Here is a 24,687-nt window from a genome sequence, read left to right as displayed (position 1 = left end):
AAAAAACGGCGGCTAGAATTTACTAGTCGTCGTTTTCACTTACTATCATGCTTTAATCGTTTTAAATCATCAATATATTCAACAGTCGCTTCATTGACTAAGTAGGCAACATCAATATGCAAGATTCCTTCGTATGTCCACCAGTCAGTAATCACAAATGCCTTGGCTGCTTTTGGTGCTATTTGGAGCTGATGCTGCTTAGCGTATTCGTCTAATCTTGTTGCTAATTTTTCTTCGGTAAAATCATCAAGACTAATTCCCGCTTTTCGGTAATCAAAATGATATTCAAATGCTAAGACACCTTTCCCCCATACATCCGCAACAATCTGAGATGAAAGCGTCCGTTCCCACGATAGTAATGACTTTAAACAATCATTTACTGCAAAATCCGTTACTTCTTGCGCCTTGTTTCGCACCATCATCGTTGCACGATTGATGAGCAGCCGGTGGATCGCTAAATAAAGGATAATAACGATTACTGCCGCTAAGATGCATATAAAAAATAGGCCCATATCCAACACCTCTTTGCCCTTTACCTTTATTTAATAATACCATGTTAGGAAAATTTAGGACACTTTAGATCATATGTGATAGAATAAATAGAGTAAATTACTGCATAATATCTTTAATTAAGGAGTTTTTAACAGTATGACTTTTAAAGTATACTACCAAGCTGACAAGACTAAGCGTCCAGTTCGCGAAAATACCCAATCATTATACCTTGAAGCTGATTCTGAAGCTCAGGCACTCTTAATGGTTGAACAAAACACTGATTATAACATCGAATTTGTAGAACAACTTGATGATAAAGCTCTTGCTTACGAAAAGCAGAACCCTAACTTTAAGTTGACGACGTTTTAATCTTTAATCATTAACAGAGGCTGAGAAAATTTCTTTTTCCTCAGCCTCATTTTTTGCTTTTTAGCATTTTACAAGGAGGAACATTGATGAACTATTCAATCATCCTCAACCGTCACGCTGGTAATGGCAATGCTGAAAAGGCATGGTCCACAATTAAGCCATATTTAGACCAGCAACAAATTGATTATCATTTTGAAACTACTAAATACCCCAACCATGGCGAATACCTTGCTAAGCAAATTGCCCAGTCTCATTCAGCCGAATCAACAGTTGTAATTGCAATTGGCGGTGATGGAACACTCCACCAAGTTGTCAATGGCTTAATGAAGGCTGCCAAACACCTAGGAAAGACACCGCTTGCAGTTGGCTACATTCCGGCTGGTACTGGCAATGATTTTGCCCGGGGCTATGGCATCTCCTTACATCCCCACACAGCATTAAACCAGATCTTAACTGCTGACAAACCACAAATGATCAATATCGGTCATTATCATGAAGCTATTCGGGGAGAAGATGGGTATTTCCTAAATAACATTGGTATCGGCTTTGATGCTGCTATTGTTAGTCGTGCAAACACTTTTAAGATACGGCATAAAAAGAACCACATCGGGCGCTTTACTTACTTACAAAAAGCTTTAGGGGTCATGTATGACCAAGAACCATTTGCAATAATGATTCAATGTGGGCATGAGCGTTTTATTTTCCCTAAGGCTTATATTGCAATTGCAAGTAACCACCCATTTATTGGTGGCGGTTTCCGAGTGGCTCCCCACGCCTCTCTTGCAAAGCCATCATTTGAACTAGTGGTCGCCGAACGTAAAAACTGGCCTATGACAACTTGGCAACTGCTCCAGTTAGCTCGGGGAAAACTAGACCAGTCAAAATTTGCACATCACTTTCAAGGAGATAATCTTCATATTACGACCACCTCACTAGAGTTTAGTCAGACGGATGGGGAAGAAATGGGCAATCGTTTTATTGATATCGCCCTTGATGTTACACAATACCCTATTTGGCAAACAAGAGAATCATAAAAAGGTTGATAATAAGCAACTTAGGATATTTGCTTATTATCAACCTTTATTTTTTATTAAAATTAAACTAATCTTCTGAAGCTTCCATCGCTTCTAAAATAATCCGCAATTGACTGCACTCTTCACGTAAAGATTGCATCTCTTCACCATGTTGTGGTTGAATCGTAACAGTCTGCGACCCCGTACTTGTCTGGGCTTCATGCTTACATAGGTCATCCAACCGTGATTGAGCACGATACAAGTCTTCTTCAATTTCATGTTTGTTACTCATATTTAACACTCCCCAATAAATGTGAAATATTTTAGAGCAATACTGGAATTGCAATACAAGTAAGATAACACGGACAGCCACAAATGTTAACCCTTTTTTAGTTACATCTTTGTTACCATCTCATGAAAAAGCTCTCATAAATCTATTTGAATTATTTAACCGTCCCAGCAAAGCTAGGGTTAAAGTATGGACTAATCGTATAAGTAGCAACATTAGTCCCTGGCTTAGCAGCAGCAACGTATTGGTTATTACCAGTGTAAATAGCCGTGTGGTAAGTTGAACCATGGTTACCCCAGAATAAAAGATCACCTGGTTTAGCTTGGCTAACTGGGTGTTGGTCAACGCAGTTCTCTAGTGCGCCAGTGTAATGTGGTAATTGCTTACCTTCTGCATTAGCGTAAACATACTTGACCAATCCAGAACAATCCATTCCGCTTAAGTTTTCGCCACCCCATACATATGGCACGCTATTAGAGTTAGCAATCTTAGTAGCAAGACTAACTACTGAACCATGTTGCAAATCTTGGCTAGCATTTGTTGCTGGCTGGCTAGCTGGTGCTTGTTGCGGTTGTGCCTGAGAAGCTACAGCTGATTGTTGAACCGAGCTCTGTGGAGTAGTGTTAACTTGTGAAGCTAGCACCGTTTGGGCTTGTGGAGCTTGACTCGCTACCGGTGCTGTTTGAACAAACGATTGGCTATATAGTGTAGCAGAATTGTTGCTTACGCTAGCTTGACTTGTATTATTTGCCAATGCAACCGTATTAGCAGCAGATTGAGTACGATACTGAACAGTCGTTGGTGCAGTTGATTGTGATGCAGCAGCATTATTAGTTGCGGAAACGACTGGCGCTGTTGAAGCCATGGCACTTGATCCAGCAGCAACAACAGTCGAAGCAGCTGTTGTGCTCTGCGTGTCAGTTGCTGATACAGGAGCAGCAGCACTAGTTGAGTTAGCCGTTGTAACCGGACTAGTTTGACTAGCAGCATTAACTGATGAAGCCGCAGGTGTCTGGGCAGTAGTAGTTGCCGCTTGCGAGCTTGCTTGTTGACTTGCAACAGCTGATTGCGGCGTAACAACAGGAACAGCACTAACAACAGGTTGAGCTGTCGTTGCAACAGGTGATTGTTGTACAGGTGCTGTTGCAGTATTTGCTACCGGACCTGTGACACTAAGTTGTTGACCAATGTAAAGCGAGTCTGAAGAAGTCAAATTATTCCAAGACATTAATTGGTTAACAGAGATGTTGTAACGATCAGCAATTGAGCTTAACGTATCACCTGGTCGAACTGTATAGCTGCCGTCAACGTTAAGGTCTGCACTAGCATCATGTTGTGGTGCTGGCAGGGTTAACTGCTGACCAACAGTAATTAAGTCAACACTATCGCTTAGTTTTTTAACTGATGGGTTTGCTTGCTCTAATGCACTAACTGATAGGCCATGTTGTTTTGCAAGCCCCCACATCGTATCGCCCGCTTTGACTGTTAATTGTTCGGCATTAACAGCTTGCGTTGATACCGCTAATAAGCTAAGAGCACTAACTGCTCCGGTAACGACCCCGCGAGATCGATGATTAGTTGAATGATGTGCTTTTTTTACCATATAAATAAAACACCCTCCCAAAATAAATCCTCAAAATAAACAAACAATAATAAATAGTGAAATACACAATTCTAACTTTAACATTATTTTTCAAATGAGTATAGCAATAGTTAGGAGGTTCTTAATAATCGTTACTATTTCTTAAAAAACAAATAAGAAAGGTTGCTACAATAAGCTTTACTCTATCATTTCATTTTTAACGCGATCCATTCGCATAACCAATAATAGCTCAATGATGGTAATAATACTCATGATTAAAACCGAGTACCGACTAGTAGTTAAAAATACGATGATCGCTAAAATACATAATAGCCAGTTTAACCATCGTTCTTGGCGAACTACTTTTATGAAATCCTTAGTAACCTTATCCGGACGCTGACTGGCTAAAAAACCTAGCTGACTATGCAGCCGATTTTCCCAAATTACTAAGCCTAAAAAGGCAATTGAAATAATAAAGGTTATTAAACTATTCATCATTACCCTCACGATCATCGGGATGAATCGTCTTATTATTTGCTTGCGATTCATTATAACGGGCTGATAAAATCTGCTGATATTTTTCCATAATCACTTTGTCAATTGGCGTATCATTGAGCGTTGGATACTTTTCCTTTATCTTATCTAAAACCTCATCTGAAAAATCATAAACAGTCTTTACTTCCTTTTCCCCATTCAAAAAGGCCATGGTTTCATCATAATCAAGGGTGATGAGGTCGCGTTGGGTCCGGTCAGCATCAGGCTGGTGAAGGACATCGGGATCATTTTTCAAGTCTTCGCGAAAGCCATTTTCATCATATTGGTAATTATCTTCTGTCATTAAATAAACTCCCTCATTATTATTTCTTATTAAACTTAGACGGTCTTTACCATATTATACCAGGTCTCATTGGCATGACTAGATGGCGAGATGCCCGCTTCGCTAAAGCCATTAGCTTCATAAAAAGGAATGTTTTTGGCTAATGAGTCCAGAATGATACTTTGACAATGGTGATTACGTGCGAGTCCAGCAAAAGCTCCTAACAGCTGACTACCGATACCTTGCCCTCGAAAAATCGGTGCCACTGCAATTGACAATACCAATAGGTAGTCGCCAGTTGGTAAATTAGGCTCAACATGTTGATAATATTTATCATCAATTATTGGAGTGGTCGTTACCGGTCCAACAATAAAACCAACCACTTGTGCCTTTTCTTTAGCAACCAAAAAAGTATCAGGAATATTGGCAATCCGATTAATAAATGCTGCCTTGCTTCCTGCTTCCGCTGGGTTAAAACCTGCTTGCTCAATTTCCAAAATTGCTGGTAAATCCGCTATCGTAACATGTTCAATTTTCATCTTGCATCTCCTTAATAAGTAAAAAAGACTATTATCGCTGTCACAGCTACCATAGTCTCTTTGCATAAATTTTCTAAATTAACCCATTTGCAACTAACCGTTCTGCATTTTCAACCGTATTCCAAGCGGCCCCCTTTAGTAAGTTATCAGCAACCACCCACATGTTAAAGGAACCTGGATTTTCTTCATCAGCACGGAGCCGGCCAACGAAAGTATCACGCTTACCAACGGCATTAATTGGTTGAGGATAAATTTGGTGCGCTGGATCATCTTGAAGAACTACTCCTGGAGCATTCTGCAAGACTTCCCGCAACTGGTCAACCGTAACTGACGGATCATCAACAGTAAAGTAGACGGACTCCCCATGAGCAATCGGGACTGGTACCCGGACACAAGTTGCAGTCACCTTAATCTCCTTGGCGTTCATATCATTTAACATAATCTTCTTTGTTTCATGGATCATTTTCCATTCTTCGTGGGAATAGCCGTCATCTTCAAAGACATCAATTTGCGGCAAAAGGTTAAAAGCAAGCGGATAATGCTTCTTATCACCCTTTGTTGGTAAAATATTAGCATCAGCTTGTATATCCTTACCATCAAGATAGTCTTGCGCTTCTTGACGTAATTCATTCAGTGCTGATTGCCCAGCACCCGATGCGGCTTGATAAGTAGAAACGATAATTTGGTTTAACCCGAAAGCTTGCCGAATCGGCTCCAAAGCAACCACCATTTGAATCGTCGAACAATTAGGGTTAGCAACAATCCCATGGTGATTCTTCAATGCTTCTTCATTTACTTCTGGAACCACCAATGGTACATCAGGCTCCATCCGAAAGGCACTCGTATTGTCAACACAAACTGCCCCCCGCTTTACTGCTTCAGGAAGGAACTTCTTAGATACTGAACCACCAGCAGATGATAGGACGATATCAACCCCATCAAATGATTCTGGCGTTGTTTCTTCAACTGTAACAGGTTCGCCGTTAAAAGCGAGCACTTTCCCCGCAGACTTGGCAGAAGCTAGAAGTTTAACACTCTTGACCGGAATTGTTGATTGTTCTAGCTGTTGAATCATCCGCGTACCGACCGCCCCAGTAGCACCTAATATTGCGACATTATATTCCTTACTCATCTTAGTTCCTTCTTTCAACCTACTCTAAATTCTTCATAAAATTTTGTAAACGTTCAATTGCAGTATCAATCACTGCATCAGCTGCAGCATACGACAAGCGAATGTGCCCTTCACCACCAGGGCCAAACGCATTGCCAGGAATTACTCCTACTTTTGCTTCATGAGCAACTTTCCGGGCAAATGCCATATCGTCATCGCCAAATTGTGCTGGAATCTTAGCAAAAATGTAGAATGCCCCATCAGGTAAAGCAATTTCAAAGCCCATTTTCCGCATTGCATTAGCAAGCTTATCTCGGCGCTGACGGTACTCCTGCTTAAATACTTGGGGGTCATCACTACCATTTTCCAACGCCTCAATTGCCGCTGCTTGGGCGGTATCATTGGGCGCTGTTACCATAAACGAATGCATCTTAGACATTGTTGCAATAAAGTCAGCTGGGCCCGCAACATATCCTAACCGGTATCCTGTCATCGCATGTGATTTTGATAAACCGCTAATCAGTACGGTCTGCTCTGGTAAAAGGGTTGCCAGCGAGTGGAATGGCTGATCATACATTAATGAGCTATAAATTTCATCAACAATCGCATAAAGATGGTGTTTCTGAATTACCTTGGCGAGCGCTTCTAATTCCTCTTTGCGATAAGATCGTCCAGTCGGGTTGTTAGGATAGTTAAGCAACACCGCTTTGACAGCTGTTCCTTCCTTTTTTAATACTTCTTCCAGCCGCTCCGCTGAGAGTAAAAATCCCTCGTCAGATGTATCAACCTTGACTGGCTCAGCACCGGTTAAAGATACGCTTGGAAAATAAAGTGAAAATGCTGGAGTCGGGATAATTACCTTATCACCGGGGTTTAGCATTGCAAAGGTTGTCGCGGTCACTGCTTCGGTTGCGCCAACCGTTACCACAATTTCAGTTGCGGGATCATAGTGAACATGGCGGCTGCGTTCCAGGTCTTTACTAATTGCTTGGCGCAGTTCAATCTTACCCTTACTAGCAGAATAGTGGGAATCATCATCTTTAATACTGTTAATCGCTGCTTCTTTAACATGTTCAGGCACCGCAAAATCTGGTTCACCAAGCGTTAGCTTCACTAATCCAGGAATTGCTGAAATTTCCTCATCAAATGCCCGGATCTGTGCTGGTGGAACAGCAGCGAGACGGCTGTTAACTACTGTCGATAATTCAGCTTGTAATTTTGGCATTTTTTCACTTCCTATAGAATATTTTCAAGTCCAATCACGAGTTCAGACAGTTGATCGACCTTTTCTAAAGCAACCTTGACACCGTTCATAAATGATTGACGGTCAAATGAGTCTTGGCGAATTGTTAATGCTTCACCATCGCCCCCAAAAAGAACTTGTTCATGAGCGATATATCCTGGTAAACGAACCGCATGAATCTTGATTCCATGATAGTCACCACCACGGGCTCCTGGAAGGCTTTCCGTTTCGGCAGGATTGGTTTCATGTGCCGGTCGAACTTGATCGATTAATTTAGCCGTACTTAAGGCTGTCCCAGACGGTGCATCTTTCTTATCTCCATGGTGCATTTCGATAATTTCAACATCAGGGAAATACTTTGCCGCTTCTTGCGCAAATTTCATCAAGAGGACTGCTGACATGCCAAAATTAGCAGCTATTAAACCACCAACACGTTTCTCGCGGCTCAGTTGGGTCAACTCAGCTTGTTGATCATCAGTCAGCCCGGTTGTCCCAACAATTGGCTTCATCCCATGTTCCAAAGCATATTTTACATCTGCATAAACCGCATTTGGCAATGTAAAATCAATCCAAATATCAGCAACATTATCGTCAATTTCAGCTAGTTGCTGGTAAGTTTTTACTTCAGCAGCTAAGTGATAGTCAGCTTTATTTTCAGTGGTTAAGTGTGGTGCAAGGGCGGCTGTAATTTCAAATCCGTCTAACGAATTAACAAGGTCAACAGCTTTTTGGCCCATTGCCCCCGTGGCGCCGGCAATTAATACTTTTTTCATCATTTATTCCCCCAAGTTTAGCGGTAAGTTTTGCGTAGTTAACGAATTAACGGGCAGTGATAAGGCTGCTTCTAGTTCTCGCTTTTCATCTTCATTTAACGGAAGAATTGGTAATCGACAACCTCCTGCTTGGAAGCCTTGGGCGTTTAACACGGCCTTAACTGGCGAAGGTGATGGGAACATAAAGAGCGCTGCCATCCGTGGCGTTAACCATCGTTGCAACTTACCAGCTGTTTGATAGTCACCGCGGTAAAGGGCATCGTACATTTGCCGCATCTGGTCGACATAGTTATGGGAAGCAACTGAAATAACACCATTAGCACCTAATACCCGTGCAGTGAGCGCTTGGGCATCTTCCCCCGTAAAGACCGCAAAGTTAGGGTCGCGGTGGTCAACGATATATTCTAATTCTTCAAGAGCCGCACACTGCTTGACAGCAACAATGTTTGGATGGTGAGATAATTTAACAACTGTTTCCTGCGCCATCTTGACACCAGTTCGTCCTGGAATGTTATACATAATTACTGGAAGGTTTACATTATCAGCAATCGTTGTAAAGTGGGCCACCATCCCCCGTTGGTTAGGTTTGTTATATGGTGGTACTACCACTAACGCATAGTCAATTCCATTAATTTGCGCAACTTCATTAGTAAAAGCAATGGTTTCTTCAGGATTATTACTTCCTGTCCCAGCAATAACGGGAACCCGGCCATGAACTATTTCACCAAAACGTTGGTAAAGTTCGATTTTTTCGTCATGGGTCAGTTCCGGAGTTTCACCAGTGGTTCCGCCAATTACAAAACCATTGCTACCATGTTCAATTAAATAATTCGCTAAGCGTTCAAGGCTGGCAAAATCAATCTTTCCTTCGTCATCAAAGGGGGTCACGATTGCTGTCATTAAGTCTGCATTTTCTAATGTTGTCATTTTATTTCCTCCATTACTACCCAATTACTGCATCCGATATTCTAAAAAGCCGGTAATTGCATCCACGCCGCGTTTGATTGCTGCCTCATTAGGGGTCAAGGTCGCCGAATGTAATTGTGAATCATCATCAACACCCAGCCAAAACATTGTTCCCGGAAACTTTGCTAAAAGGTAACCAAAGTCTTCACCAGTCATTGCTGGTTGAGTTTCAATAAAGTTAACAGTCGGTGTCTTTTCCATATATTGGATAAATCTTTTTGTTAATTCAGGGTTATTTTCAACTGGCCAATAACCGCCCTGGTTGAGTTCCAAGTTGACATCCATATTAAAGCTGCGACCAATTCCTGCACAAAGGTCGCTTAAACGCTGGTCAATCGTCTCAATCATTGTCTGTGTCAACCCGCGAATTGTTCCTTCAATTCGGGTATGTCCAGCAATTACATTACGAATTGTTCCACCATCGATTTTTCCCAACGTGATTACCCCGCTTTGAATCGGGTCAATACTTCGTGAAATAACAGTTTGCACCTGTAAAATTAAGGAAGCAGCGGCAACAACAGTATCATTGGCATCTTGAGGATAAGCTGCATGACCACCCTTACCATTGAGGTCAATATTAACTTCCGTGGTTCCCGCAAATAGGGTTCCCATACGGCAGCCAATTGCCCCCGCTGGTAGGTCAGGATTATCATGCAAACCATAAAATTCATCAGGACGCCATTTCCCGGTAAATAAACCTAATTCATATGCTCGCTTCCCCCCATTCTCACTTTCTTCAGCTGGTTGAAAGAAGAACAGCAGGTTATCTTGGGGCTGGTGTTCACTAAAGTAATTCAATACTCCCAGTGCTACTGTCATATGAATATCATGACCACAAGCATGCATAACTCCAGGGTGAGTTGAAGCGTATGGCAGGCCAGTTTGCTCTTCTACTGGTAAAGCATCAATATCGGTCCGATAACCAATGGTTCGTTGGGGACGTTGCCCATGCACAAGTACCATTAAGGCCGTTGGTAATTCTTCAGGTGTCTGGACTTCTAAGAATTCTTGATTAAAGTTAGCAATCGTTTCTTCTAAATACTTGTGAGTTGCAAATTCATGAAGGGCTAATTCAGGAATTTGATGGAGGTGTCGCCGGATGGTAATTAATTCTGCTTCTGTTAACATACCCATCACTCCTATAGCTTCCGCAAATCGTCTTCTAATTCAGTTTTACCGGCAGTCTGATCATCAACATTCTTAATAAATTTAGCCGGAACCCCAGCAACCATCGTATGGGGAGCTACATCATGGGTAACAATGGCACCTGCCGCAATAACTGCGCCCTCACCTACATGGACTCCTTCAATCACAACTGCATTCGCACCAATCATGACATTATCATCAATCCGGACTGGTTCCGCTGAGGCTGGTTCGACCACCCCGGCAAGCACTGTTCCAGCACCAATGTGACAATGACGGCCAACAATTGCCCGACCGCCAAGGACAGCGCCCATATCGATCATCGAATCAGCTCCAATTTCGGCACCAATATTAATCGTTGCTCCCATCATGATTACAGCATTGTCGCCGATTAAAACCTTATCCCGGATAATGGCTCCTGGCTCAATCCGTGCATTAATATTTTTAAGGTCAAGCAACGGAACGGCGGAATTACGCGCATCGTTTTCAACGTGGTAGGATTCAATTGCTGTTGTCTCCTTCTGCAAGAACGGCTCAATAATAGTCCAATCCCCAAAGAGAACACCAGTATGCTGTTCAACAAATGCTTCCACCTCTTGAGGAAATTCGAGTCCTGCTAAATCCCCCTTGATGTATACCTTTACCGGAGTCTTCTTGGGAGCGTTACTAATGTAGTTAATAATTGCTTGTGCATCTAATTCTGCCATGTTATTTACCTCTTTCTTCCTTTATATATGCCTTTTTATTGTTGGTAGGGTTCATCCAAGCGGATTAAGTCTTCCAATGTTTCCCGCTTAATTACCACTTGCGCTTTGTCATTCTCCGCAAAGACTACTGCTGGTCGTGGATTTCGATTATAGTTAGAAGCCATTGAATAGCCATAAGCACCAGTATCAAGCATTGCTAGGACATCCCCTGGCTTGGTTGCCGGTAGCGCTTGATCTTGGCTTAAAATATCACCAGATTCACAATATTTTCCGGCTAAGCGAACATGTTCAATTGTTTTAGCTTGCGGGTCACGAGCAAGAACCGTTTCATATTGGGCCTCATATAAAGCAGGCCGAATATTATCACCCATTCCGCCATCAACCGTTACATACGGCTTCAAGCCTGGAACATCTTTACGGGAGCCAACTGTATATAGGTTATATCCTGCTGGTCCCGCAATTGAACGGCCTGGTTCAATCCAGATAGCCGGCATGGAAAGACCTGTTTGCTCAATCTCATTTTTGATTGCTTTGATAATTGCATCAACAAATTCTTCGGGCGCAAGGGGGTGATCATCCTTAACATAGCGAATTCCAAAGCCGCCCCCCACATTAATAACCTCTGCTTGGTAGGCAAACTTTTCTTGCCAGTGGGCAGCAACTTCAACTAATTTTTTAGCCACCCCCTCGAAACCTGCCAATTCAAAAATCTGTGAGCCGATGTGCGCATGAAGTCCTTTCATCTTCATGCGCGGATTAGCAAGAACCTTTGCTAGGGCTTCATCCGCCTGACCTGATTGAAGGTCAAAACCAAACTTGCTATCTACCTGACCAGTTTGAATATACTTATTAGTATGAGCGGAAATTCCTGGCGTAATCCGTAACATTACATTGATCGTAGCATTGCGCTCCTCTAAGACTGCTGCTAGTAAGTCAATCTCATGGAAATTATCAATCATAATTGTCCCCACGTGGTGATCGACCGCCATTACTAATTCTTCCCGCGACTTGTTATTTCCGTGAAAACTGACATTTGTCATTGGAAAACCGGCTTTAAGCGCGGTATATAATTCACCACCTGAAACTACATCAGCATGACCGCCTTCTGCTGCAACGACTTGATACATTGCAATCGCAGCAAATGCTTTGCTTGCATAGCTAACCGCATAATCAACATTATTTTCCTCGAACACCCGCTTAAATGCTCGAATTTGTTGGCGGATTTGCTGAACATCATATACAACAAGCGGCGTACCAAATTCTTGTGCAAGCTCTAACGCATCACACCCTCCAATCGTTAAGTGCCCGGCTGCATTTAGTTGTTGATCAGTTATTTGTTCATTCATTTATATTTCCTCCATGAAATGTACTACAAAGAGGTCGCATAAAAAAATCCACTGTCTGCGCAAACAAACAGTGGAATTCACTTATCCATTCTGATTTGTCGATAGCGCAACGCAGGCTCTTATTGTCCTGCGACAGTCCGTAGCTTATTCAACTACGCCCCAGCTACTTAATCGTGCCAAATTAAGCGCTTCGGCAACCTCCCTGTTCAACTAACCTTATCGTGTGGCAAACTAAATTAGTCTACTAGTGTCGGTTGCGCCTCTTCGATTTATACATAGCTTATAAGTCTTTTATGAGAATGTCAATAGGATTCATTAAATTCAAAAAACTTTTTTTAATTTATTAGATGTAAGAACCACCAATTTACTTTGTTTATAAACTAAAAAGGCTTGCAAGTCCCACGGAATATGTTAGAATTCGATTAAATTATTCAAGAGATACATTAGCAAGTCTAATTATCTTAAAGGAGTTTCAAACATGAAAGTTGTAAAGTTTGGTGGTAGCTCTCTGGCAAACGGGGAGGCCTTTGAAAACGCGATTAATATTATTTCAGCCGACCCCGAGCGACGGGTTATTGTTACCTCAGCCCCTGGAAAACGTTTTGCTGATGACATCAAAGTAACTGACTTACTAATCAAATATGCTAATACGGTGATAAAGGGTGATGATCCGCAAGCAATTGTGGATCAAATTTTTAGTCGTTATCAGGAGATTGCTGATTACTTTGACTTACCGAACGAAAAATTAGCTCCCTTAGCAAAACGGCTCCAGTCATTACCCGCCCATTCTTACCCTAATAATAATTACTTAATGGCTGCCTTTAAAGCCCATGGCGAACGTCTAAATGCCCAGTTAATGGCCATTATCTTAAATCATCGGGGTTATAAAGCACGGTTTGTAACCCCGAACGAGGCAGGAATCACTGTTACGGGAACCCCTAATAACGCAAGCGTAATTCCTGAAACTTACTCTGCATTAAGCCACTTTGCATATAGTAATACAGAGTTATTAATTTTCCCTGGTTTTTATGGCATAACTCTCGCTGGTCACATCGCAACCTTCTCGCGAGGAGGATCTGATATTACTGGTGCAATCTTAGCGCGTGGTCTCAATGCTTCAATTTATGAAAACTTTACTGATGTTGACGCAATCTACTCTGCTAACCCTCATGTCGTTGATCATCCTCAACCAATCGCAAAGATGACCTATCGCGAAATGAGAGAATTATCATATGCGGGGTTCTCGGTCTTTCATGATGAAGCCCTGATCCCAGCAATCCAAGGCAATATTCCAATTAACGTTCGTAATACTAACGATCCCGACAAGCCAGGCACAATGATCGTCCCAGATAAGGACTTTCAACCGAGTGATATTGTAACTGGGGTCGTTAGCGGCAAACACTTTGCCGCCCTCTATCTTCATAAATATCTTCTTAACAAACAGGCAGGTTTTACCCTTCGTATTCTGGAAATTTTAGCTAAACATGATGTATCATATGAACATATGCCATCGGGGATTGATGATATTACAATTATCCTTGATCGAAACGCAATCGATGACCAGTTGGTTGATATAATCTGTAACGAAATTCAAGAAGAAGTTAACCCTGACTGCTTAGAATGGATTGATAATTATGCCATCACAATGGTTGTCGGTGAAGGAATGCGTGACCGAACTGGCGTAATCGATGATATTTTAATGCCACTAGCGGAGAAAAATATTGCGGTTCCAATGATTAATCAAGGTGCATCCCGTATTGCTATTATGATTGGGACCTATGATGAAGATGCTGACGATGCAGTTCGAGCAATTTACCACCGCTTTTTTGTAAATTAGGAGGAAACTAATGGCACAATTATTGAAAGTACATGGATCACAAAATTCATTCTTTATTTTGGATCAGACTAAACTCCAACAGCCACTATCCGATGAAGAATTAGTTGCTTTTACTAAAAAGATTACCGACCCGCAAAATAATATTCTCGACGGTGCAGACGGTGTTCTGGTCGTCAATAAACCGGTTCGTGCTGGTGCGGCTGCTCAAATGCGCATAATTAACGCTGATGGGAGTGAGGCCTCAATGTGTGGAAATGGCTTGCGGACAGTAGCGCGGTATGTTGCTGAACGTGATAGCCTAACTGATTTTAAGGTTGACACAATGAACGCAAGTCTCCATGTACGAAAACATGAGGCATTAGCTCCCGGAGTTCCCGCATTTGCCGTGGAAATTTCCCCGGTACGTTTTGAAAAAGATGCCCTCCCATATAACAATTTAGGTCATGATCGATTGTTAGACACCCCTGTCCCTGAACTATTACCGGGTTTACGATTCTCAGCCCTTGCGGTTCCTAACCCCCACCTAATTAGTTTTGTTAGCAAGGAAGAATTAAATGGTCCCGACCTTGGCGAATTAGGGGCACGCTTAAATAGCGACAACCCTTATTTCAGTGACGGAGTTAACGTTAACTTTGGTCATGTTCTTGGTCACAATGCCCTTTTTGTCAAGACCTTTGAACGAGGTGTTGGTTTTACTAATGCCTGTGGTACAGGAATGTCTGCTACCAGTCTTGCGTTTGCCCTTGTTAAGCCAAACATGGTTACCTTTAATGAACCAATCAGTGTTTATAACCCTGGCGGAATGGTCAAGACAATTCTCCATCATAATGCTGGCGAATACTGGATTGAATTAATCGGTAATGCTACTTTTACCCACAAACTTGAAATTAGTGAAGATGACCTTCATCAGGCTAATCTTGATATTACTAATACAGCAGAAACTAATGAACAACAAGCATACAATGACTTTGTCAACAATTTGCCAATTCTAGAACTATAAATAGGGTTGTTCTGTTCTTCTAATTAGAATATAAATAGGGCGTCAAAGCTCGGAAATCCGAACTTTGACACCCTATTTGCTTTTCCAATAAAACTAAGAAAAATACGGATAGATAATATCACGCAGTTTTTTGCTTATTTACGATTAAATAACGTATCAATTGATTGATTATTATGCACCCGCACGATCGCTTCTCCTAGCAAATCATCAACTGAGAGCTGAACTAACTTTGAAAATTGCTTTTCTTTTGGTAAATGAATCGTATCGGTTACAATCATCTTTTCTAATGCGGAATTTTCTAAAGTATTAACTGCATCTGCTGATAGTACCGGATGGGTAGCAACGCCGTAAATCTTACCCGCACCAAACTTCTTTAGTGCTTCCGCAGAGAGCTTCATCCGAATACCAGTATCAACAATGTCATCCACGATAATCGCAGTCTTATCCTTTACATCACCAATAACATATTCCGGCACTTCTTGATCTACCCGCTCACGAACTTCATCATTACGATTATCAATAATTGCAATCGAAGCCTTAATTCGTTCCGCAAATTTACGTGCTAAATTTACACCTGCGTGGTCCGGGGCCACCACCACAATATCATCCCCTAAGTTTTGATCTTCAATGTACTTAGTAAACAAACTTGTTGCTTGTAAGTGGTCGACCGGAATATCAAAGAAACCTTGAACTTGAGGAGCATGTAAATCAATTGTTATTAATCGATTAATTTGATCCATCTCAAGAAGGTTAGCAATTAGCTTAGCAGTAATTGGTTCCCGACTACGAGCTTTACGGTCTTGACGGGCGTAACCATAATAAGGCATTACCACGTTGATCTTAGCAGCACTTGCACGACGTAGTGCATCAACCATAATCAATAATTCCATCAAATTAGTATTAACAGGATCTGAAACGGACTGAATCACATACACTTCGCACCCACGAACACTCTCATCGATAGTAATCTTAATCTCACCATCAGCAAAATGGCTAATCGACGCCTGACTTAATGGAATTCCTACTCGTTTAGCAATCTGGTCAGCTAGTTGCGGATTTGAATTTAATGAAAATAGACGCACATTATCGGCATTTTTAATCTGGGTCATTTTTGTACTCCTTTAAAGTTCGACAATAATCATAACTATTATGACAACAAATGCTCATTCAATCAAGTATTATTTGACTTGATGAAAACTTTGCAAACTAATATTTTCCATTCCAATGAGCGGGTCAATTTTATTTGAATTAATTAGCTCAGCAGTCAAAATATACTGACGAGGAGTAGTCGGCTGGGCTGGTGGTTCTGAAGTCTTTGCAAATTCATTATTGTTGGCTTCCGTTAAATCATTTGATAATAATTCTTTATCCTGTTCAAGCGGCGTGGTTAACTCATTGTGCCGCGCCCAAACCCTATTAAGGCGATCTACTAAGGATGTATTACGGTTAACAGCTTCATTTTTTACACTCGTCACTACCGCATACGGCTCGCCAATTAAGACTAATTTTTCTGCTGCTCGGGTGATTGCCGTGTACAGCAGATTACGTTGAAGCATCCGGCTAAACTGCTGTACAATCGGCAAGAGAACCATTTTAAATTGGCTTCCCTGAGCCTTATGAATAGAAATACAATATGCTAACCGTAATTGGTTCCACTCCATCCGACTATATGAAACTTCATTGCCGTCATAATCAACGGTGATCGATTCATTACGTTTTCCGCCTATTTTATTACTCTCAATTGCCGTAATTCGGCCAATATCACCATTAAAAATATTTTTTTCAGGAACATTTACTAGTTGCAAAACCTTATCACCAACACGGAAAATTTGCCCGCGAAAATCAACCTCTTGCTTCCCGGTAGCGGGTGGATTATAAGCTTGCTGGGCAAGTTCGTTCAGGCGGTCAATCCCTGCTTGACCACGGTACATTGGTGCCAGAATTTGAATATCATTTGCCGAATAGTCTCGTTTTTTTGATAAATCAATAATTTGCTGGACAACGCTTGGCACTTGGTTTGCATGACAGGAAATAAACGACCGGTCTGCCAATTTATTAGTCAGATCTGGCGGTAGGTTCCCCTGTTTAATTGCATGGGCTAACGGAATTATCGTTGAGTCAGCAGACTGACGGTGGATATTAGTTAACTCGACTTTTGGTAATTCGGCAAAATCAAGTAAATCATGAAAAACCTGTCCTGGGCCTACTGAAGGTAGCTGATCCTTATCACCAACTAGGACAACATGCATAGATGTTGGAACTGCCTGAATTAACGTCTTGAACAACAGCGTATCAACCATTGACATTTCATCAATAATTAACAGCGATCCTTCTAAATCCCGACCATTAAGATCAGTCGGCATCTCCCGTCCGTTGAGACCTAAGAGCCGGTGAATCGTACTTGCTGGAAGATCAGTTGCTTCACTCATTCTTTTAGCTGCCCGGCCAGTTGGGGCTGCTAGCAGCACGGGAAAAGCTTTCTCTTTATACTCATCAACGTCAAGGGATATATTATGGATTTTAGCATAGCTAGCTACAATTCCCTTAATAATCGTTGTCTTTCCCGTCCCCGGTCCCCCTGTTAATAACATGACCTTACTAGTCAAAGCCATTTTGATTGCTTCTTTTTGAATTTTATCATAGGTAATCCCCGACTGATCAGCAACCTTAGCAACTGTTTTTTCAACTGTTTCAGCTGGTAAGTTATCGGGTTCAACCGTCAACAACCGATGTAAATGGTCAGCAATCTGCCATTCAGCATTGTAGAGGGACGTGGGATAAACTTTTTTATCCGCATATCGGATTCCTTGATTTTTTTCTAATTCAACAATTCGGGCAGTCACGGCATCCGTTGACACTTGACCACCGCTTCCTTGTGCTAATAGCTGAATTGTTTGTTGAAGCAAGGGTCGGGTAGTTGTATAAGTATCCCCAGTTTCCATCGTTAAGTCATCAAGGGTTTGAACAATTGCGGCATCAATTCGCCGCGGATCATCTGCGGGAACTTCAAGCCGCTTGGCAACTTGATCAGCCCGCTTAAAACTTATTCCATCAATTTCTGTCGCAAGCTGGTAGGGATTTTCATTGATGATATGCAAAGTTTCTTCACCGTATTTATCAAAGATTGCACTACTAAGGTTAGCGCCAAAGCCTAAATCATTTAAACCAATGATAATCTGATCCATCCCTTGATTTGCACGAAGATTATCAATAAGCGAAGATTTAACTGCCTTTCGCAGCTTCAGTTTGTCAAGGACATGCGGATCAGCGATGATTTTATCAATAGCATCTGTTCCTAGTTCACTGACAATTTTTTCAGCAGTTTTCTTTCCAATTCCTTCAAACTGCTTACCAGACAGAAAGTCAATTAGGCCTTCCTTACTTGTAGGCCGGTTAACACTGTATGAAGTTGCTTGAAACTGCTGACCATACCGCGGGTGTTCAATTATTTTTCCCTCGAAACGGTATGTTTGATCATCGCTAAGTTCCCCGAGACTCCCCGTAACTGTAATCTCTGGTTCATGCCAGTCAAAGTTTGCTTCTTCAACGGAAACAATCAAAACCTTAAAAAATGAATCTGGGCTACTAAAAATTTCTGATTGGACTTGACCAATAAAAAAAGACGGCTCCGTTGGCGTCTTAAATAGGTCGATTTCTTCAGCCATAGAAGTCATCCTTTCTCGTTGCTAATCTTTATTTTGAGTTGCGCGAAGGGTCTTTTCAATATCATTTAACCGTTCCTCACTCTTATGATAATAGTTGAGATCTAGCTGCTTAGCTTGGGCAAGATAGTCTTTATAAGGCTCACCAAGTACCATTGCTACAATTCCTCGGTTAAATTGTGTATCAGCCCGGCCTGGGTGACGCTTTAAGATTACATCATAGTACTCCTTGGCTTTTTTAAATTCACCAAGCGCTAATAATGAGTCACCAATTACCTGATTGATTTCAGGATCATCTGCCCGTAGTTCATGAGCTGTTAGGCCGTACGCCACGGCCTGCTTATGTTGCCCCTTTTTCATGTAGCTTTGAGCCATCATTAAATAAGAATCAGCTTTGAGCTTAGGATCATCAATCTTATTGTAAAGTTTGATTGCTTCATTTACCTTGCCAACTTCATAATAAAGGTTGCCAAGCCCATAGTTTAAGAGGTTCATCGCGGTCTGATCGCCCTTTGCTTCAAAAATACCAAGAGCTTTCATGAACAGTTCTTCTGCTTGTTGATAATCATTTAACCGTGTCAGCAAAGAACCAAGATCATAGTAATTGTTAACTCGATCTGGGTGTTCATCAATTGCTTCTACTAACTTGTGGACTAATTTTTCAGTCTCCTTTTTCTTTGGGTCACGAAAATCCGTCTTATCTGTCATTAATATCACCTCTTATATAGTATCAGTTGGATCAACCTTATTTTTATGAAGGTATGATGTATCATTCCATTTTTCAAGTTCAAAAGTTTTAGCATCATTAGTTGTTAAAATCGTCGTTGAAGTATTGCTCAAGCCGCCTCGATCTTTTAAGTGGGCAAGTGGCGTTCCAATTAAAGCATTGATGGCTGCGTTTAGTGCGGCACCATGAGAGACAATCAAAATATTACCTGCTGGATACTGCCGGCAAAATTCTTCAATTGCCGCGCGAAAACGAGCAATCACAGCAGCAAAACTCTCTCCTGCAACAAGCGATTCATCATACTTATCAGGATGATGACGAAAGTTTTTGAGAACTTCCGGCCATTTTGCTGCGACGTCTTCAAAATGCATCCCTTCCATTTTACCAAGGTTAAATTCTTTTAAGCGACTATCAATTGTCAATGGGATTTCTTGATTTAAGTGACTTAATAATGTCTGCGCAGTTACCTGGGCACGCTTTAATGGACTAGTGTATGCATGCACGAAAGGGACGCTTTGTAAAGAGTCTGCTAACAGCTCAATCTCACGATAACTGTTTTTTAATAGTGGCGAGTCTCCATTGGCACCCTGATAGCGAGACTCTAAATTCCATTGTGTTTTTCCATGCCGGATTAAGTAAACTTTTGTCATCTCTGTCGTTGCTCCTTTTATTTACTATCTTACCAGAGTTTGGGGCAATTGTTTATCACAGAATTATTAATTATGTATATTTAAGAAGGCAAAAGTTTTCAAATACTCTTGCCTTCTTAAATTTAAAATATGAATTAAACGTATTGAAGTTGCCGATCATGACTGTAAGCACGATCAATTATTGCGCTGCCAAGACATTCTGGTCCATCGTAAAAGACAACTGCTTGCCCTGGAGTAATCGCGCGGGCTGGATCGTCAAATTCAACTGTCACTTTTTTATCATCAGCAGCAAGGTGGACGGTCACCCCAACATCAGTCTGGCGGTAACGGAATTTTGCTGTACAGTGAAAATCACGACCGTAACGACTAACAACATCATCAACCCAATGGATATCACTTGCTTCAAGATGAGTAGCGTATAGGTGGTCATTGTGGTATCCCTGACCAACGTAAAGGACATTCTTGCTCATGTCTTTCCCAATTACAAACCAAGGCTCGTTGCTTTCTTTATTACCCCCAAGGCCAAGGCCGCGCCGTTGACCAATCGTATAATACATTAATCCCATATGGTGGCCAACAACTTTACCATCAAGGGTCTCCATATTTCCTGGTTGGGCTGGAATATACTGACTTAGGAATTCACGAAAATGGCCATCTTCACCAATAAAGCAAATACCAACTGAATCTTTCTTTTTTGCAGTAGCCAACCCGGCCTCTTCGGCAATTTGGCGAATCTCAGGCTTAGTATATCCCGCTAGTGGAAACATTACCTTATCAAGCTGTTTGTAATCAAGCTGACTTAAAAAGTAAGTTTGATCCTTATGCTGATCCTTAGCCCGCATTAAGTGCATTCGGCCATTTTCATCACGTTTAACATCAGCATAATGACCAGTGGCAACATAATCTGCCCCTAGTTGATTAGCATAATCGATAAACGCTTTAAACTTAATTTCTTTGTTACAAATAACGTCAGGATTAGGCGTCCGTCCCTTCTTATATTCAGCAATGAAATATTTGAAGACCCGGTCCCAATATTCCTTTTCAAAGTTAACGGAATAATATGGAATCCCAATCTTAGAAGCAACTTTTGCTACATCCTTGTAGTCTTCCGTGGCAGTACAAACGCCATTTTCGTCTGTATCGTCCCAATTTTTCATAAAAACGCCAACGACATCATATCCCTGGCGCTTTAAGAGCAAAGCAGTTACTGATGAATCAACACCACCGCTCATTCCAACTACAACACGTGTATGACTATTATCAGTCATGAATTATCACCATCATTTCGTATAGATTCTGGAATAATCTACGAGTGAAGGTCGCATGCATCCAGTGATAACCATTGTACCAAAGTATTATTACCCCTGCACGGTTTTTATTTAGTAAAAATTTGCCGGTCAACCATCTCATCTAAAATATAGTGATACTGTTGAACAAATTCAGCTGCTCGTTGATGATTAAAAATGTTAATCTTCCGTAAACCATTCCCAGATAGCGTCTCCATTTTAAATCCATTAAGATCGCCATTAATTAGGATTCTAATTCGTGCAACCGGTTTGAAAGGGTTATTAGTATCAAGACTGCCAAGATACTCATAGTTACCGCGTTTCGTCTGCTCAAAGCCAAGATCGAGCAAAGCATATTTTTTCACTGCAGGGCTTAGCGTATATTTATCCTTATCACCAGTAATTTGTACCGTCTTTGTAAAATCCATTTTAATCCTCTCCGTTAATCTGCTTTAGCTTTTGGGTCGTCTTAATAACCGTCTTAATTAATTGATCAATATCTTGCTCAGTATTTAACGCTCCAAAGCTAACACGAATAGATTCACTAATTCGCGGACTATCAGCGCCAAACATGGCAGTTAAAACATGAGAAGGCTCAATGCTTCCAGCTGTACAAGCGGAACCGCCAGAAACCGCAATACCTGCAAGATCAAGATCCGTTTGCATAACATAGGTTGAAATTCCCTTAAACCATAAGTTCAGTACATGCGTCTGATTAATTAAACCATTTACTGCAAAATCGATATTATTTTCTTCAAGTGCCCGCACAATCTTTTGTTTAAAATCGTAATAACGGTTACGACGTTCTTTTTTAACTGCCGATGTATTCAATTCTACCGCCTTGGCAAAAGCAGCAATCCCGGGAACATTCTCTGTTCCAGCACGGCGCTTTGTTTCCTGGTCGCCACCCTTAATAAAACTAGGGAAGCTTATGCCATCACGGCGGTATAAGAAGCCAATCATCTTCGGCCCGTTAATTTTATGGGCTGAAGTCGACAACATATCAATATGATCTGCCTTAACATCAATCGGCATTAACCCGTATGCTTGCACTGCATCGGTATGGAACCATGCCTGGTGATCTTTTAAAATCTCGCCGATTTCGTGAATCGGCATTTGGCTACCAACTTCATTATTTTCCATCATTATCGTAACAAGAATTGTATCGTCACGGAGAGCGGCCTTAAAATCATCAATTGAGATGTTACCATTTTCATCTACTGGTAAGTAAGTCACTTCAAAGCCATGCTCTGCTAAAAAGTGAAGCGGCTTGAGGACAGCTTCATGTTCAACCGCTGTAGTAATAATATGTTTACCAAGATTTTGCCGTTTAAAGGCGGTTTGGATAATCGCGGTATTATCACTTTCAGTTCCTCCACTGGTGAAAATAATCTCATTATCAGCAGCATTAATACTTTGCGCTATCACATGACGACTATCTTCCATCACCAATTTAGCATGCCGGCCAAATGAATACCCAGTTGAGGCATTGCCCCACGACTCTTTCATTTGCTTGATCATTTCATCAATTACCACTGGCGTCATTGGTGTTGTTGCCGCATTATCCAAATAAATCTCACTCACAAAACTTCATCCTTCCGTTTACTTATCTAAATCCGCAAAAAGCTGGAGCAGCATATTTGCAGAACGCTTACCAGCATCAATGATAAAGTCATCGAAGCTTACCCCGGCATCTTCATCACCAGTATCTGACATTGCTCGTACAACAACATAAGGGGTTTGATGGTCAGTTGCTACTTGACCAACCGCCGCTCCTTCCATTTCGCTTGATAGAGCATCTGGAAAGTGGTTTAAGATTTCTTCAATAGCAGCCGAACTAGCTATAAACTGGTCACCCGAGACAATTAAGCCCCGCTTAACATTTAATCCGGTCTTTTCACCAGCTTTTTCTAATGCAGTTCCCCATTGAGAGGAGGCTTTAAAGCGTGGTTCTTTCCCTGGTAACTGCCCATAACGATAATTAAATGCTGTTGCGTCAACATCGTGGTATGCTGTTTCAGTTGAAATAACAACATCCCCCACATGGAGACCTTCACCAATACCACCAGCAGATCCTGAATTAATTACTACATCTGCATCACAATCCGTAATTAAATGTTCGGTTGTGATTCCTGCTTCAACTTTGCCAATTCCCGATTCTACTAGGACTACTTCTTGATTGCTAATCTTACCAAATAAATAAGTTTTTCCGCCGATCTTCTTTTCTTGACGGTCCGCTAATTTTGCGGTTAATTCCTTAATTTCTTCTGGCATCGCACAAATAATTCCAAATCGCATAATTTTTCTCCTTTATCCAACATAAAATAGTATTAGGTAAACAATAATAATTGCTGCAACCAAGGCAATGATGGTTATATTTAAGCGCCTTTTTAAGCGATTCGTCTTTTCGACAACACTTTCTTCATGCCGTTGGTTAGCAGCCGCCTCCCGACTATAAGGCTGAGCAGACTCTTGACGCGGTTCTTGTACCGGTTGTTGTTCAGCTTCGCGTTGCTGCTGGCGATATTGACTCCGCGACATTCTTGATTGTTGTCCATCTTGAGGTTGTCTATTATCCACGTTTATTCATTCCTTGCCAATAATAAATTGCCATAATTGTCTTGGCATCTTCTATTTCACCAAGATCAATCATCTCTAATGCTTTCGGTAAAGTAACTTCACGTAAAGCTAAGCGTTCATCTTGGTCTTGGGGTAATTCATGAGTAACTCGTTTCAAACCGGTGGCTAAGTAAAGGGTCATATACTCATCCATGCACCCAATAGATGTATAAAACGAAGAAATCTTCTTTAAACTTGTTGCTTCGTATCGTGTTTCTTCATTCAATTCCCGTTTGGCTGCATGAACTGCATCATTAGCGTCACGTTGATCTAACTTTCCTGCCGGAATTTCTAAAGTTGTATTTGCAATTGGGGCCCGCCACTGCTTTTCAAGGATCATCTTGTTGTCATCCGTAAGCGCCAAGATTGCAATTGCTGGGGCATGGTGGACGATTTCCCGCTGTGCCTTTTTACCAGTAGGCGTCATAACTTGTTGGACTTCAATGTCAATCAAATGTCCATGAAAAACTGTCTTGCTACTTATTAGCCGTTCTGCAAAATCCATCTTATCTCCTC

The 24,687-nt window shown here is 41.5% G+C and carries 27 protein-coding genes and 1 riboswitch; of the genes, 4 read left to right on the top strand and 23 right to left on the bottom strand.

Translation table 11 applies throughout. From position 1 onward, the window contains the following. Nucleotides 1-35 precede the first annotated feature (35 nt). The gene (locus DTK66_RS02555; protein ID WP_153930210.1) at nucleotides 36-512 is read right to left on the bottom strand and encodes a hypothetical protein; all 477 of its coding nucleotides are present in this window, start codon (nucleotides 510-512) and stop codon (nucleotides 36-38) included. A gap of 136 nt (nucleotides 513-648) precedes the next feature. Here DTK66_RS02555 and DTK66_RS02550 point away from each other — a divergent pair, with 136 nt between their 5' ends. Both DTK66_RS02550 and DTK66_RS02545 read left to right on the top strand, forming a co-directional pair. Beyond that, the gene (locus tag DTK66_RS02550; RefSeq protein ID WP_153930209.1) at nucleotides 649-861 is read left to right on the top strand and encodes a DNA-directed RNA polymerase subunit epsilon; all 213 of its coding nucleotides are present in this window, start codon (nucleotides 649-651) and stop codon (nucleotides 859-861) included. An 86-nt stretch (nucleotides 862-947) separates the two neighbouring features. Beyond that, on the top strand, nucleotides 948-1,895 hold the full coding sequence (locus DTK66_RS02545) for a diacylglycerol/lipid kinase family protein (protein WP_153930208.1): 948 nt from the start codon (nucleotides 948-950) through the stop codon (nucleotides 1,893-1,895). A gap of 67 nt (nucleotides 1,896-1,962) precedes the next feature. Here the strand turns inward: DTK66_RS02545 and DTK66_RS02540 are convergent, their stop codons facing one another. The 12 genes from DTK66_RS02540 to lysA all read right to left on the bottom strand — a co-directional run bounded on the left by DTK66_RS02540 (nucleotide 1,963) and on the right by lysA (nucleotide 12,390). After that, nucleotides 1,963-2,166, bottom strand: a complete 204-nt coding sequence (locus DTK66_RS02540; protein WP_153930207.1) for a hypothetical protein — start codon at nucleotides 2,164-2,166, stop codon at nucleotides 1,963-1,965. Nucleotides 2,167-2,317: 151 nt separating this feature from the next. Further along, nucleotides 2,318-3,766 carry a LysM peptidoglycan-binding domain-containing protein gene (locus DTK66_RS02535; RefSeq protein ID WP_191667687.1) on the bottom strand — a complete coding sequence of 483 codons (1,449 nt, stop codon included), beginning with the start codon at nucleotides 3,764-3,766 and terminating at the stop codon, nucleotides 2,318-2,320. 177 nt (nucleotides 3,767-3,943) lie between these two features. Then, complete coding sequence (locus DTK66_RS02530; protein WP_225208961.1) at nucleotides 3,944-4,240, bottom strand: hypothetical protein; 297 nt, start codon at nucleotides 4,238-4,240, stop codon at nucleotides 3,944-3,946. After that, entirely contained in the window at nucleotides 4,233-4,583 is a 351-nt protein-coding gene (locus DTK66_RS02525; RefSeq protein WP_153930204.1) for a hypothetical protein, read from the bottom strand. The genes DTK66_RS02530 and DTK66_RS02525 overlap by 8 nt, the downstream gene beginning before the upstream one ends. A 35-nt stretch (nucleotides 4,584-4,618) precedes the next feature. Then, on the bottom strand, nucleotides 4,619-5,101 hold the full coding sequence (locus DTK66_RS02520) for a GNAT family N-acetyltransferase (protein WP_191667686.1): 483 nt from the start codon (nucleotides 5,099-5,101) through the stop codon (nucleotides 4,619-4,621). 73 nt (nucleotides 5,102-5,174) lie between these two features. Beyond that, nucleotides 5,175-6,233: an aspartate-semialdehyde dehydrogenase gene (locus DTK66_RS02515; RefSeq protein WP_191667685.1), complete on the bottom strand. Its 1,059-nt coding sequence runs from the start codon at nucleotides 6,231-6,233 to the stop codon at nucleotides 5,175-5,177. 19 nt (nucleotides 6,234-6,252) lie between these two features. Then, entirely contained in the window at nucleotides 6,253-7,437 is a 1,185-nt protein-coding gene (locus DTK66_RS02510; RefSeq protein WP_191667684.1) for an aminotransferase class I/II-fold pyridoxal phosphate-dependent enzyme, read from the bottom strand. Between the two features lie 11 nt (nucleotides 7,438-7,448). Further along, the gene (gene dapB, locus DTK66_RS02505; RefSeq protein WP_191667702.1) at nucleotides 7,449-8,228 is read right to left on the bottom strand and encodes a 4-hydroxy-tetrahydrodipicolinate reductase; all 780 of its coding nucleotides are present in this window, start codon (nucleotides 8,226-8,228) and stop codon (nucleotides 7,449-7,451) included. A 3-nt stretch (nucleotides 8,229-8,231) separates the two neighbouring features. After that, nucleotides 8,232-9,155 carry a 4-hydroxy-tetrahydrodipicolinate synthase gene (gene dapA, locus DTK66_RS02500; RefSeq protein ID WP_191667683.1) on the bottom strand — a complete coding sequence of 308 codons (924 nt, stop codon included), beginning with the start codon at nucleotides 9,153-9,155 and terminating at the stop codon, nucleotides 8,232-8,234. Nucleotides 9,156-9,179: 24 nt separating this feature from the next. Further along, a complete protein-coding gene (locus tag DTK66_RS02495) occupies nucleotides 9,180-10,328 on the bottom strand; it encodes an N-acetyldiaminopimelate deacetylase (RefSeq protein ID WP_191667682.1) in 1,149 nt (382 codons plus the stop codon). 5 nt (nucleotides 10,329-10,333) lie between these two features. Next, the gene (dapD, locus tag DTK66_RS02490) at nucleotides 10,334-11,044 is read right to left on the bottom strand and encodes a 2,3,4,5-tetrahydropyridine-2,6-dicarboxylate N-acetyltransferase (protein WP_191667681.1); all 711 of its coding nucleotides are present in this window, start codon (nucleotides 11,042-11,044) and stop codon (nucleotides 10,334-10,336) included. Nucleotides 11,045-11,079: 35 nt separating this feature from the next. Next, nucleotides 11,080-12,390 carry a diaminopimelate decarboxylase gene (lysA, locus tag DTK66_RS02485; protein ID WP_191667680.1) on the bottom strand — a complete coding sequence of 437 codons (1,311 nt, stop codon included), beginning with the start codon at nucleotides 12,388-12,390 and terminating at the stop codon, nucleotides 11,080-11,082. A 93-nt stretch (nucleotides 12,391-12,483) separates the two neighbouring features. Then, a riboswitch (Lysine riboswitch) is annotated at nucleotides 12,484-12,663 on the bottom strand. Nucleotides 12,664-12,868: 205 nt separating this feature from the next. On the opposite strand from lysA, the gene DTK66_RS02480 reads away from it, so the two are divergent. Beyond that, on the top strand, nucleotides 12,869-14,227 hold the full coding sequence (locus DTK66_RS02480) for an aspartate kinase (protein ID WP_191667679.1): 1,359 nt from the start codon (nucleotides 12,869-12,871) through the stop codon (nucleotides 14,225-14,227). A gap of 10 nt (nucleotides 14,228-14,237) precedes the next feature. Continuing rightward, nucleotides 14,238-15,227: a diaminopimelate epimerase gene (gene dapF / locus DTK66_RS02475; RefSeq protein WP_191667678.1), complete on the top strand. Its 990-nt coding sequence runs from the start codon at nucleotides 14,238-14,240 to the stop codon at nucleotides 15,225-15,227. A 134-nt stretch (nucleotides 15,228-15,361) separates the two neighbouring features. On the opposite strand, the gene DTK66_RS02470 is transcribed toward dapF, so the two are convergent. From DTK66_RS02470 to DTK66_RS02425, 10 genes are all read right to left on the bottom strand, one after another. Beyond that, complete coding sequence (locus DTK66_RS02470; protein WP_153930194.1) at nucleotides 15,362-16,336, bottom strand: ribose-phosphate diphosphokinase; 975 nt, start codon at nucleotides 16,334-16,336, stop codon at nucleotides 15,362-15,364. 69 nt (nucleotides 16,337-16,405) lie between these two features. Next, nucleotides 16,406-18,892, bottom strand: a complete 2,487-nt coding sequence (gene recD2, locus DTK66_RS02465) for an SF1B family DNA helicase RecD2 (RefSeq protein WP_191667677.1) — start codon at nucleotides 18,890-18,892, stop codon at nucleotides 16,406-16,408. A gap of 21 nt (nucleotides 18,893-18,913) precedes the next feature. After that, nucleotides 18,914-19,597, bottom strand: a complete 684-nt coding sequence (locus DTK66_RS02460) for a tetratricopeptide repeat protein (RefSeq protein WP_153930192.1) — start codon at nucleotides 19,595-19,597, stop codon at nucleotides 18,914-18,916. A 12-nt stretch (nucleotides 19,598-19,609) separates the two neighbouring features. After that, nucleotides 19,610-20,266, bottom strand: coding sequence for a histidine phosphatase family protein (locus DTK66_RS02455; RefSeq protein ID WP_153930191.1), 657 nt, complete (start codon nucleotides 20,264-20,266; stop codon nucleotides 19,610-19,612). 134 nt (nucleotides 20,267-20,400) lie between these two features. Further along, nucleotides 20,401-21,534, bottom strand: coding sequence for a tRNA 2-thiouridine(34) synthase MnmA (gene mnmA, locus DTK66_RS02450; RefSeq protein WP_153930190.1), 1,134 nt, complete (start codon nucleotides 21,532-21,534; stop codon nucleotides 20,401-20,403). A 107-nt stretch (nucleotides 21,535-21,641) separates the two neighbouring features. Then, the gene (locus tag DTK66_RS02445) at nucleotides 21,642-21,980 is read right to left on the bottom strand and encodes a DUF1831 domain-containing protein (protein WP_153930189.1); all 339 of its coding nucleotides are present in this window, start codon (nucleotides 21,978-21,980) and stop codon (nucleotides 21,642-21,644) included. 1 nt (nucleotide 21,981) lies between these two features. Next, complete coding sequence (locus tag DTK66_RS02440; RefSeq protein ID WP_191667676.1) at nucleotides 21,982-23,136, bottom strand: cysteine desulfurase family protein; 1,155 nt, start codon at nucleotides 23,134-23,136, stop codon at nucleotides 21,982-21,984. A gap of 18 nt (nucleotides 23,137-23,154) precedes the next feature. Beyond that, on the bottom strand, nucleotides 23,155-23,850 hold the full coding sequence (locus DTK66_RS02435; RefSeq protein WP_191667675.1) for a 5'-methylthioadenosine/adenosylhomocysteine nucleosidase: 696 nt from the start codon (nucleotides 23,848-23,850) through the stop codon (nucleotides 23,155-23,157). Between the two features lie 12 nt (nucleotides 23,851-23,862). Further along, the gene (locus tag DTK66_RS02430) at nucleotides 23,863-24,132 is read right to left on the bottom strand and encodes a hypothetical protein (RefSeq protein WP_191667674.1); all 270 of its coding nucleotides are present in this window, start codon (nucleotides 24,130-24,132) and stop codon (nucleotides 23,863-23,865) included. After that, entirely contained in the window at nucleotides 24,125-24,676 is a 552-nt protein-coding gene (locus tag DTK66_RS02425) for an NUDIX hydrolase (protein WP_191667673.1), read from the bottom strand. The genes DTK66_RS02430 and DTK66_RS02425 overlap by 8 nt, the downstream gene beginning before the upstream one ends. Nucleotides 24,677-24,687 lie beyond the last annotated feature (11 nt).

Source organism: Limosilactobacillus walteri (assembly GCF_014830205.1).
GTDB classification, from domain to species: domain Bacteria; phylum Bacillota; class Bacilli; order Lactobacillales; family Lactobacillaceae; genus Limosilactobacillus; species Limosilactobacillus walteri.
The sequence above is the reverse complement of the archived record's forward strand: the minus strand, read 5'-3'. Positions and strand labels throughout refer to the sequence as shown.

Bases quoted from the DNA above. Each gene is read 5' to 3' on its own strand.
- DTK66_RS02480 (WP_191667679.1), top strand. From the start codon at position 12,869: ATGAAAGTTGTAAAGTTTGGTGGTAGCTCTCTGGCAAACGGGGAGGCC.
- recD2 (WP_191667677.1), bottom strand. From the start codon at position 18,892: ATGGCTGAAGAAATCGACCTATTTAAGACGCCAACGGAGCCGTCTTTT.
- DTK66_RS02495 (WP_191667682.1), bottom strand. From the start codon at position 10,328: ATGGGTATGTTAACAGAAGCAGAATTAATTACCATCCGGCGACACCTC.
- DTK66_RS02550 (WP_153930209.1), top strand. From the start codon at position 649: ATGACTTTTAAAGTATACTACCAAGCTGACAAGACTAAGCGTCCAGTT.
- DTK66_RS02460 (WP_153930192.1), bottom strand. From the start codon at position 19,597: ATGACAGATAAGACGGATTTTCGTGACCCAAAGAAAAAGGAGACTGAA.
- dapB (WP_191667702.1), bottom strand. From the start codon at position 8,228: ATGAAAAAAGTATTAATTGCCGGCGCCACGGGGGCAATGGGCCAAAAA.
- dapA (WP_191667683.1), bottom strand. From the start codon at position 9,155: ATGACAACATTAGAAAATGCAGACTTAATGACAGCAATCGTGACCCCC.
- DTK66_RS02470 (WP_153930194.1), bottom strand. From the start codon at position 16,336: ATGACCCAGATTAAAAATGCCGATAATGTGCGTCTATTTTCATTAAAT.
- DTK66_RS02525 (WP_153930204.1), bottom strand. From the start codon at position 4,583: ATGACAGAAGATAATTACCAATATGATGAAAATGGCTTTCGCGAAGAC.
- DTK66_RS02445 (WP_153930189.1), bottom strand. From the start codon at position 21,980: ATGGATTTTACAAAGACGGTACAAATTACTGGTGATAAGGATAAATAT.
- DTK66_RS02545 (WP_153930208.1), top strand. From the start codon at position 948: ATGAACTATTCAATCATCCTCAACCGTCACGCTGGTAATGGCAATGCT.
- DTK66_RS02435 (WP_191667675.1), bottom strand. From the start codon at position 23,850: ATGCGATTTGGAATTATTTGTGCGATGCCAGAAGAAATTAAGGAATTA.
- DTK66_RS02530 (WP_225208961.1), bottom strand. From the start codon at position 4,240: ATGAATAGTTTAATAACCTTTATTATTTCAATTGCCTTTTTAGGCTTA.
- DTK66_RS02455 (WP_153930191.1), bottom strand. From the start codon at position 20,266: ATGACAAAAGTTTACTTAATCCGGCATGGAAAAACACAATGGAATTTA.
- DTK66_RS02425 (WP_191667673.1), bottom strand. From the start codon at position 24,676: ATGGATTTTGCAGAACGGCTAATAAGTAGCAAGACAGTTTTTCATGGA.
- lysA (WP_191667680.1), bottom strand. From the start codon at position 12,390: ATGAATGAACAAATAACTGATCAACAACTAAATGCAGCCGGGCACTTA.
- DTK66_RS02520 (WP_191667686.1), bottom strand. From the start codon at position 5,101: ATGAAAATTGAACATGTTACGATAGCGGATTTACCAGCAATTTTGGAA.
- DTK66_RS02510 (WP_191667684.1), bottom strand. From the start codon at position 7,437: ATGCCAAAATTACAAGCTGAATTATCGACAGTAGTTAACAGCCGTCTC.
- dapD (WP_191667681.1), bottom strand. From the start codon at position 11,044: ATGGCAGAATTAGATGCACAAGCAATTATTAACTACATTAGTAACGCT.
- DTK66_RS02555 (WP_153930210.1), bottom strand. From the start codon at position 512: ATGGGCCTATTTTTTATATGCATCTTAGCGGCAGTAATCGTTATTATC.
- mnmA (WP_153930190.1), bottom strand. From the start codon at position 21,534: ATGACTGATAATAGTCATACACGTGTTGTAGTTGGAATGAGCGGTGGT.
- dapF (WP_191667678.1), top strand. From the start codon at position 14,238: ATGGCACAATTATTGAAAGTACATGGATCACAAAATTCATTCTTTATT.
- DTK66_RS02515 (WP_191667685.1), bottom strand. From the start codon at position 6,233: ATGAGTAAGGAATATAATGTCGCAATATTAGGTGCTACTGGGGCGGTC.
- DTK66_RS02535 (WP_191667687.1), bottom strand. From the start codon at position 3,766: ATGGTAAAAAAAGCACATCATTCAACTAATCATCGATCTCGCGGGGTC.
- DTK66_RS02540 (WP_153930207.1), bottom strand. From the start codon at position 2,166: ATGAGTAACAAACATGAAATTGAAGAAGACTTGTATCGTGCTCAATCA.